This window comes from Lysinibacillus sp. GbtcB16 (assembly GCF_019091145.1).
In the GTDB taxonomy this organism is placed as follows: domain Bacteria; phylum Bacillota; class Bacilli; order Bacillales_A; family Planococcaceae; genus Lysinibacillus; species Lysinibacillus fusiformis.
This window is the reverse complement of record NZ_JAGXJV010000988.1, coordinates 1-228: the sequence shown is the minus strand read 5'-3', so window position 1 is coordinate 228 and position 228 is coordinate 1. Positions and strand designations below refer to the sequence as shown.

General features: G+C 41.7%; 1 protein-coding gene. It reads left to right on the top strand.

Annotated elements, in window-relative coordinates:
* Window positions 1-74 precede the first annotated feature (74 nt).
* Window positions 75-228, top strand: a 154-nt coding sequence (locus tag KVT27_RS26520; RefSeq protein WP_217582370.1) for a PTS sugar transporter subunit IIB, incomplete at its 3' end; no start/stop codon positions are given.

Here is a 228-nt window from a genome sequence, read left to right as displayed (position 1 = left end):
ACCCTTATTGCCTGTCAGCATGAAGAAGTCATACGAGAGAAGATCAAACAATATACGACAAAGGAGCCAGCAGGATGAAAATATTAGGCGTGTGCGGTAGCGGATTAGGAAGTAGTTTTATTATAGAATTAAATGTAAAGAAGGCATTAGAGTCTATGGGCAAAGAGGCGGAGGTCACCCATACGGATTTAGCATCCGCAAAGGCGGAGAAAGCTGATATTTATTTAG